7 protein-coding genes are annotated in these 8,329 nt (G+C 62.1%); 4 read left to right on the top strand and 3 right to left on the bottom strand.

Features of this window, described 5'->3' with window-relative positions; all coding sequences use genetic code 11:
* Positions 1–101: 101 nt before the first annotated feature.
* Positions 102–734, top strand: coding sequence for a sulfotransferase family 2 domain-containing protein (locus tag AC19YT_RS20245; RefSeq protein WP_500610883.1), 633 nt, complete (start codon positions 102–104; stop codon positions 732–734).
* A gap of 85 nt (positions 735–819) precedes the next feature.
* Here AC19YT_RS20245 and acnA read toward each other — a convergent pair whose 3' ends face one another.
* Positions 820–3,561, bottom strand: a complete 2,742-nt coding sequence (gene acnA, locus AC19YT_RS20240) for an aconitate hydratase AcnA (RefSeq protein WP_095107621.1) — start codon at positions 3,559–3,561, stop codon at positions 820–822.
* Between the two features lie 200 nt (positions 3,562–3,761).
* Between acnA and rlmM the strand changes: the two genes are divergently transcribed.
* Positions 3,762–4,838 (top strand): 23S rRNA (cytidine(2498)-2'-O)-methyltransferase RlmM, encoded by a 1,077-nt coding sequence (gene rlmM / locus AC19YT_RS20235; protein ID WP_095107622.1) that lies wholly within the window; start codon positions 3,762–3,764, stop codon positions 4,836–4,838.
* Between the two features lie 123 nt (positions 4,839–4,961).
* Positions 4,962–5,213 carry a sulfurtransferase TusA gene (gene tusA / locus AC19YT_RS20230; protein ID WP_095107623.1) on the top strand — a complete coding sequence of 84 codons (252 nt, stop codon included), beginning with the start codon at positions 4,962–4,964 and terminating at the stop codon, positions 5,211–5,213.
* On the opposite strand, the gene AC19YT_RS20225 is transcribed toward tusA, so the two are convergent.
* A complete protein-coding gene (locus AC19YT_RS20225) occupies positions 5,210–6,607 on the bottom strand; it encodes an MATE family efflux transporter (RefSeq protein WP_500610882.1) in 1,398 nt (465 codons plus the stop codon). The genes tusA and AC19YT_RS20225 overlap by 4 nt on opposite strands.
* A 158-nt stretch (positions 6,608–6,765) precedes the next feature.
* Between AC19YT_RS20225 and pdxB the strand changes: the two genes are divergently transcribed.
* Positions 6,766–7,908 (top strand): 4-phosphoerythronate dehydrogenase PdxB, encoded by a 1,143-nt coding sequence (gene pdxB, locus AC19YT_RS20220; RefSeq protein ID WP_500610881.1) that lies wholly within the window; start codon positions 6,766–6,768, stop codon positions 7,906–7,908.
* A 75-nt stretch (positions 7,909–7,983) separates the two neighbouring features.
* Here pdxB and AC19YT_RS20215 read toward each other — a convergent pair whose 3' ends face one another.
* Positions 7,984–8,163 carry a PA1571 family protein gene (locus AC19YT_RS20215; protein ID WP_500610880.1) on the bottom strand — a complete coding sequence of 60 codons (180 nt, stop codon included), beginning with the start codon at positions 8,161–8,163 and terminating at the stop codon, positions 7,984–7,986.
* Between the last annotated feature and the right edge of the window lie 166 nt (positions 8,164–8,329).

Below are 8,329 nucleotides of genomic sequence, written 5' to 3'. Positions count from 1 at the left end.
TGAGTCAGCTGCCGGTAATGCGTAGTCATCTGCGCTTGAATCCTTCGGTGTGAGAGCCTGGATTCTACCGGTGGCTGGCTCTCTGCCTCTCGTTTCAAGCGTTGCGCTTATTCTATGAATTCAGGCATAATAATAAAACAGTTTTTATCCATATACCTAAAACGGGTGGCACAAGCATTGAGCAACTGATCTGGCCTATTGAGCTGGGCCGTGAAGAGTCCGATTTATGGATGGGCTTTGTGGATGGTTTTCACAATAAATATCAAACGGGCGGTTTGCAGCATCTCTTTGCGAGCCAGATCAGGCAGGAGTTGGGGGGCGAGTTATTTGATGATTACTTTAAATTCTGCATTGTGAGAAACCCGTGGAGTAAGGCGGTTTCGCAGTTCAAGTACATGAGTGGGCGGGCCGACTTGCGAGGTTTTATCGGGATGGAGGAGGGGGCGGAGTTCAAGCAATATTTATCGTTGATTCAAGCTAAAGAACACGTTCAGTGGGCTCCGCAGTTTAAGTTTGTTTTTGATAGGAACGGCGAAAAGCTGGTCGATCATATTGGTTTTTTTGAGAATTTTGAAAGTGAGGTCCGATACGTAGCAGGGCTGCTGGGCTTGGCCATCGACGATGTTCCTCACCTGAACCGTGCTGATGGCTCTATGGATGTTTTGTATGACGATGAGTCCCATGAGATGGTGGCGCATATGTATGCGCAAGATATTAAGTGTTTTGGATACTGATGGTATTTCGTTATTTTGTGTGAAGTGGGTTCTGCTGAGATCTAATAAAACACCGCCTCAAGGGCGGTGTTTTAGTTTCAACGGTTCAGGAACCAATCAACTCCCTCAGCACATAATGCAAAATCCCCCCCGCCTTGAAGTATTCCACCTCATTCAAGGTGTCGATCCTGCACAGTACCTCGACCTTTTCCGTACTGCCGTTTTCCCGGGTGATAACCAGTGTCAGGTTCATCCGTGGGGTCAGTTCGGCTCCGGTCAGGCCTTGGATCGTGAGGGTTTCGTGGCCGGTGAGGTTGAGGGTTTTGCGGTTTTGGTCGAGTTTGAATTGCAGGGGCAGGACGCCCATGCCGACCAGGTTGGAGCGGTGGATGCGTTCAAAGCTTTCGGCGATGACGGCTTTGATGCCCAGCAGGTTGGTGCCTTTGGCCGCCCAGTCGCGGCTGGAGCCGGTGCCGTATTCTTGCCCGGCGATGACCACCAGTGGCGTCCCGCTGGCTTGGTAGCGCATGGCGGCGTCGTAGATGGGCATTTTTTCTGCGGTGGGGATGTAGAAGGTGTTGCCGCCTTCTTCACCGCCGAGCATTTCGTTGCGGATGCGGATGTTGGCGAAGGTGCCGCGCATCATGACTTCGTGGTTGCCGCGCCGTGAGCCGTAGGAGTTGAAGTCCCGCGGTTCCACGCCTTGTTCGCGCAGGTAGCGGCCAGCGGGGCTGTCGGCCTTGATGTTGCCGGCGGGGGAGATGTGGTCGGTGGTCACGGAGTCGCCGAGCAGGGCGAGGATGTTGGCGTTCTTGACGTCTTCGATCACTGGCAGCGGGCCGCCGATGTTGTCGAAGAAGGGCGGGTGTTGGATGTAGGTGGAGTCGGCCTGCCATACGTAAGTGGCGGCTTGGGGGACTTCAATGGCTTGCCATTGTTCGTCGCCGGCGAAGACTTCGGCGTATTCCTTGTGGAACATCGCGGTGTCGACCTGGGCCACGGCGGCGGCGATTTCCTGGCTGCTGGGCCAGATGTCGCGCAGGTACACCGGTTGGCCGTCTTTGCCGGTGCCCAGGGGCTCGCGGCTGATGTCGATGCGCACGGTGCCGGCCAGGGCGTAGGCGACCACCAGGGGCGGCGAGGCGAGCCAGTTGGTTTTCACCAAGGGGTGGACCCGGCCTTCAAAGTTGCGGTTACCCGACAGTACGGAGGCGACGGTGAGGTCGGCTTGCTGGATGGCTTTTTCGATGGGTTCGGGCAGCGGCCCAGAGTTGCCGATGCAGGTGGTGCAGCCGTAGCCGACCAGGGCGAAGCCCAGTTGATCGAGGTAGGGGGTCAGGCCGGCGGCCTTGTAGTAGTCGGTGACCACTTTGGAGCCAGGGGCCAGGGACGTCTTGACCCAGGGTTTGCGGGCCAGGCCTTTTTCCACGGCTTTTTTTGCCACCAGGCCTGCGGCCATCATCACGCTGGGGTTGGAGGTGTTGGTGCAGGAGGTGATGGCGGCGATCACCACCGCGCCGTTTTTCAGGCGATAGGTGTTGCCTTCGTAGCTGTAGTCCGCTTCGCCGATCAAATCGGCGTTGCCCACGGCCACGCCTCCGCCGCCTTCGCTTTCCAGGCGTCCTTCTTCTTTGCTGGCGGGTTTGAATTGCAGGTCGAGGAAGTCCGTGAAGGCTTGCCCCACGTCGGGCAGCGAGACCCGGTCTTGTGGGCGTTTGGGCCCGGCGAGGCTGGCCTCGACGCTGCCCATGTCCAGGGCCAGGCTGTCGGTGAACACCGGTTCCTGGCCGGCCAGGCGCCACAGGCCCTGGGCTTTGGAGTAGGCCTCCACCAGTTTCACGGTGGTGGCGGGGCGCCCGGACAGGCGCAGGTAGTCCAGGGTGATGTCGTCTACGGGGAAGAATCCGCAGGTGGCGCCGTATTCGGGGGCCATGTTGGCGATGGTCGCGCGGTCTGCCAGGGGCAGGTCGGCGAGGCCGTCGCCGTAGAATTCGACGAATTTGCCGACTACGCCTTTCTTACGCAGCATTTGCGTGACGGTCAGCACCAGGTCGGTGGCGGTGATGCCTTCCTTGAGCTTGCCGGTGAGTTTGAAGCCGATCACTTCCGGGATCAGCATCGACACCGGTTGGCCGAGCATCGCCGCTTCGGCTTCGATGCCGCCCACACCCCAGCCGAGCACGCCGAGGCCGTTAATCATGGTGGTGTGGGAGTCGGTGCCGACCAGGGTGTCGGGGAAGGCGTAGGTGCGGCCGTCTTCGTCTTTGGTCCACACGGTGCGCGCCAGGTATTCCAGGTTGACCTGGTGGCAGATGCCGGTGCCCGGCGGCACGACGCTGAAGTTGTCGAAGGCGCTTTGGCCCCAGCGCAGGAAGGCGTAGCGTTCGCCGTTGCGCTGCATTTCGATATCGACGTTTTGCTCGAAAGCGCTGGCGGTGGCGAATTTGTCGACCATTACCGAGTGGTCGATCACCAGGTCCACCGGCGAGAGCGGGTTGATGCGCTGCGGGTCGCCGCCGGCCTTGGCCACGGCGGCGCGCATGGCGGCCAGGTCGACCACGGCGGGCACGCCGGTGAAGTCCTGCATCAGCACGCGGGCGGGGCGGTACTGGATTTCCCGGTCGCTGCGCCGTTCCTTGAGCCACCCGGCCAGAGCCTTGAGGTCTGCGCCGGTGACGGTTTTGCCGTCCTCCCAGCGCAGCAGGTTTTCCAGCAGTACCTTGAGCGACATTGGCAGCTTGTCCAACTCGCCCAGGGTCTGGGCCGCGTGCGGCAGGCTGAAGTAGTGGTAGGTTTTGTCGTCGATTTCTAATGTTTTTAGGGTGTTCAGGCTATCGAGGGACGGCATTGCATTGACTCCTTTTATCCGCACGGTGGCGGATCCAATGAGACGAACAGAGCCCTTAACCTAGCTCTGTTTGAGGGGTAAGGCTAATCACTGGACTCTACGGGCAAGTTCAAGGTTCCGAACTCCGCTATCATGCGCGGGTTTTCGTGACAGGCTTTGCTACAGGGCAAGTTTGCGCGCCGTATTGCCCAGGAGAATTGATGAACACCCTTTTTATGCACTGCCGGCCGGGTTTTGAGGGCGAGGTGTGCTCCGAGATCGCCGAGCACGCCGCGCGCCTGAATGTGGCCGGTTACGCCAAGGCCAAGGCCGGGAGTGCCTGCGCCGAGTTTGTCTGCACGCAAGACGATGGCGCCGAGCGACTGATGGCCGGCCAACGTTTCGTCGATTTGATATTCCCGCGTCAGTGGGCCCGTGGGCAGTTTGTCGACTTGCCGGAAACCGACCGCATCAGCGTGATCCTTGCCCACATGGCGCAGTTTCCGGTGTGCGGCAGCCTGTGGCTGGAGATGGTCGATACCAACGACGGCAAGGAACTGTCGAACTTCTGCAAGAAATTCGAGGGGCATTTGCGCAAGGCGCTGCTGGCCGCCGGCAAACTGGTGGAAGACGCGAGCAAACCGCGCCTGCTACTGACCTTCAAGAGCGGCCGCGAAGCCTTTATCGGCTTGGCGCCGGCCAACAATTGCGCGATGTGGCCCATGGGCATCCCACGGCTGAAGTTCCCCCGCGAGGCGCCGAGCCGTTCCACCTTGAAGCTGGAAGAGGCCTGGCACCACTTCATCCCCCGCGAGCAGTGGGATGAGCGTTTGCACAGCGACATGACCGGTGTGGACCTGGGCGCCGCGCCTGGGGGGTGGACCTGGCAATTGGTCAACCGCGGCATGCTGGTGACTGCCATCGACAACGGCCCGATGGCCGAGAGCCTGATGGACACGGGCCTGGTCCAGCACCTGATGGCCGATGGCTTTACCTTCAAGCCCAAGCAACCGGTGGACTGGATGGTCTGCGACATCGTTGAGAAACCGGCGCGCAATGCCGCGTTGCTGGAAACCTGGATCGGCGAAGGGCATTGCCGCGAAGCGGTGGTCAACCTCAAGTTGCCGATGAAGCAGCGTTACGCCGAGGTCAAGCGTTTGCTGGAGCGTATCGAAGAGGGCTTCAAGGAGCGCGGTATTCGCGTCGAGATCGGCTGCAAGCAGCTCTACCACGACCGCGAAGAAGTGACCTGCCACTTGCGCCGTTTGGATGTTGTAAAAAAGGCCAAGAGCCGCTGAAATCTTGAATTTTTTGCTGAATGAATGTGGGGGCGGGTAGGCCTGGGATGCGGGCGTCACGGTGAGCCAGGGTGACCGTGTCAATGCCATCGCAGGCCAGCCCGCTCCTACAGGGAGTGAGCCATGAATGACGTGAACGATACCGCCGTGGACGGCACGCTGGACGCCACCGGCCTCAATTGCCCGGAGCCGGTGATGATGCTGCACCAGCACATCCGCGACCTGGCCCCTGGTGGCCTGTTGAAGGTGATTGCCACCGACCCCTCGACCCGCCGCGATATTCCCAAGTTCTGTGTGTTTCTCGATCATGAACTGGTGGAACAGCGCGAAGAGGGCGGGACTTACCTGTACTGGATCCGCAAGAAGCTGTCTTAACTCCGGCGGATGCGCTTACGCGCACTGCGTGTCAGGCGCACCGACAGTAGCAGTGCCGCGCAACTCAAGCCCACGATCAAACCCTGCCACAAGCCGCTCGGGCCGCTGGCGGCGCCGAGCCAATCGGTCAGGCCCAGGGCGTAGCCCACCGGCAGGCCGATACCCCAATAGGCGAACAGCGTCAGAATCATGGTCACCCGGGTGTCCTGGTAACCGCGCAGGGCCCCGGCCGCCGTGACCTGGATCGCGTCGGAGAACTGGAACAGCGCCGAGTAGACAATCAGCATCGACGCCACCTGGATCACGATGGGGTCCGGGGTGTAGATGGCGGCGATCTGTTCGCGCAGCAACAGCATCAGGCTCGCCGAGAGGCAGGCATAGGTCAGCGCGGCGCCCATGCCCACACCGGCGGCGAAGCGGGCCTCGCGCGGTTCGCCACGGCCCAGCGCCTGGCCGACGCGCACCGTCACGGCCATGGCCAGGGAGTACGGGATCATGAACACCAGGGAGCTGAAGTTCAGGGCGATCTGGTGCCCGGCCACCACTGTGGCACCAAGGCTGCCGATCAGCAGGGCGATTACGGCAAAGATGCTCGACTCGGCGAACACCGCGATGCCAATCGGCAGGCCGACGCTTATCAGGCGCTTGATGATTGCCCATTGCGGCCAGTCGAAGCGGGTGAACAGCTGGCTGGACCGGTAGACCGGCGCCCAGTGCGTCCAGCCCACCATGCCCAGGGTCATCATCCACATCACGATGGCGGTGGCCCAGCCGCAGCCGACGCCGCCCATGGCCGGCACGCCGAAGTGGCCGTAGATGAACACGTAGTTAAGCGGAATGTTCAGCGCCAGCGCACACAACCCCAGGATCATGCTCGGGCGGGTACGGCCCAAGCCATCGCTGAAACAGCGCAGCACGAAGTAAAACGCCGTGGCGGGCAGGCCGCTGGCGATGCCGTACAGGTACTGCATGCACAGGCCGATCAGTTGCGGGTCGACCTTCATGGCCCGCAGCACCGGTTCGGCATTGAGCAGCAGGCCGGTTGCCATCAGGCCCACCACCAGTGCCAGCCACAGGGCCTGGCGCACCAGCGGGCCAATCTCGCCGTGTTTGCCGGCGCCGAAGCGCTGGGCGACTTTTGGCGTGGTGGCCAGCAGGATGCCGGTCATCAGCAGGTACACCGGAATCCAGATCGAGTTGCCCAACGCCACGGCTGCCAGGTCGCGGGAGCTGTAGCGCCCGGCCATCACGGCATCGACGAAGCCCATGGCCGTGGTGGCCAATTGGCCGACCATGATCGGCAGCGCCAGGACGAGCAGGTCGCGTAGCTCCATGCGTACCCGGGCGGGGCGGGAAATGGGAGCGTTAGAAGGGGTGTCGGTCACGGCATTCACAGGCAGAGCGTCCAGGGGTAAAGGTGCGCAGGGCCGGGCATTCTACGCCTTGACACAGTGGTCAGGAAAAATCCTGTGTTGGGGATTTGTAAGTCGCTGCCCCGGCATCGATGCCCCGCAAGGCGTGTACACTGCCGGTCCGCCAAAAGGAGCCTGCCATGCTGATTGTCGCTGACGAAAACATCCCCTTGCTCGATGCCTTTTTCCAGGGTTTCGGCGAAATCCGCCGCTTGCCGGGGCGCGCCATCGACCGGGCGGCGGTGGCGCAAGCCGATGTGTTGCTGGTGCGCTCGGTGACCCCGGTGGACCGCGTGCTGTTGGCCGGCAGCCAGGTCAAATTCGTCGGCACCTGCACCATCGGCACCGATCACCTGGACCTTGGCTACTTCGCCGAGGCCGGGATTGGCTGGTCCAGCGCGCCGGGCTGCAACGCCCGCGGGGTGGTCGATTATGTGCTGGGTAGCCTGTTGACCCTGGCCGAAATCGAAGGCGCCGACCTGGCCCGGCGCACCTACGGTGTGGTCGGGGCGGGGGAAGTGGGCGGGCGTTTGGTCAAGGTACTGCGCGGCTTGGGCTGGAACGTGCTGGTGTGCGACCCGCCTCGGCAAGCGGCCGGGGACGGAAGCTGCGTGAGCCTTGAGCAGATCATCGCCCAGTGCGACGTGATAAGCCTGCACACGCCCCTGACCCGCGAAGGCGCCGCGCCGACCTGGCACCTGTTCGACCGTGAGCGCTTGAACCGCTTGCGCCCCGGTACTTGGCTGCTGAACGCCAGCCGCGGCCCGGTGGTGGACAACCGGGCGCTGCGCGAGGTGCTGTTGCAGCGCGAAGACCTGCAAGCGGTGCTGGACGTGTGGGAGGGCGAACCGGCGGTGGACGTTGCCCTGGCCGACCTCTGCGTGCTCGCCACGCCCCATATCGCCGGCTACAGCCTCGATGGCAAGCAGCGTGGCACCGCGCAGATCTACCAGGCGTTCTGCCAGCACCTGGGCCAAGCGCCCCAAGTGCGCCTCGAAGATCTGCTACCGGCGCCCTGGCTGAGCCGCATCAGCCTGCACGGCGACTGCGACCCGGCCTGGGCCTTGGCCATGATCTGCCGTGGCGTTTACGACCCGCGGCGTGACGATGGGGATTTCCGTCGCAGCCTGATGGGCAGCGCCGAGGAACAACGCATCGCCTTCGACCTGTTGCGCAAACACTACCCGCCGCGTCGTGAAATCGACGGCTTGACCGTGCAGATCGACGGCGAGGCCCGCGGGTTACGGCAGATGGTCCAAGCCCTTGGCGCCACCGTGGTTTAACGAGGACTATGCCCGCTGGCTACCAGGCAGAAAAAACCCGGCCATGGGGCCGGGTCGGGAAGAGGGGGCGATGTCTTATTCGTGCTCGGCGGGCTTGGCCTGGCGCAGTTCCAGCTCGCGGCAGGCCTGTTGGATCATGTCTTCGGTGATCGGTACTTCACGACCCTCGGCGTCAATGATCGAGCAGCCCAGGGAGGCATGCTGCGGAATGCGGAACACTTCAATCTGGTCGTTGGTGCGGGTGTGCAAGGACATGGCCTGTCTCCTCATCAGGTTGTGTGCTTAATGTAGAACCGCCAGGTGACCAAGCTGTGACAGCTCCCTGTCGATTGGCCGGGCGGTCTGGTGGAGTCCATCAGAAACTGCCTACAAACTCCAGGGTGATGTTAGATCAATAGCCTCTAAGCTCTAGCGGCGGCGG

The sequence above is a fragment of the Pseudomonas sp. MF08875 genome, assembly GCF_059862525.1.
The sequence above is the reverse complement of the archived record's forward strand: the minus strand, read 5'-3'. Positions and strand labels throughout refer to the sequence as shown.

Bases quoted from the DNA above. Each gene is read 5' to 3' on its own strand.
- AC19YT_RS20215 (WP_500610880.1), bottom strand. From the start codon at position 8,163: ATGTCCTTGCACACCCGCACCAACGACCAGATTGAAGTGTTCCGCATT.
- rlmM (WP_095107622.1), top strand. From the start codon at position 3,762: ATGAACACCCTTTTTATGCACTGCCGGCCGGGTTTTGAGGGCGAGGTG.
- acnA (WP_095107621.1), bottom strand. From the start codon at position 3,561: ATGCCGTCCCTCGATAGCCTGAACACCCTAAAAACATTAGAAATCGAC.
- pdxB (WP_500610881.1), top strand. From the start codon at position 6,766: ATGCTGATTGTCGCTGACGAAAACATCCCCTTGCTCGATGCCTTTTTC.
- tusA (WP_095107623.1), top strand. From the start codon at position 4,962: ATGAATGACGTGAACGATACCGCCGTGGACGGCACGCTGGACGCCACC.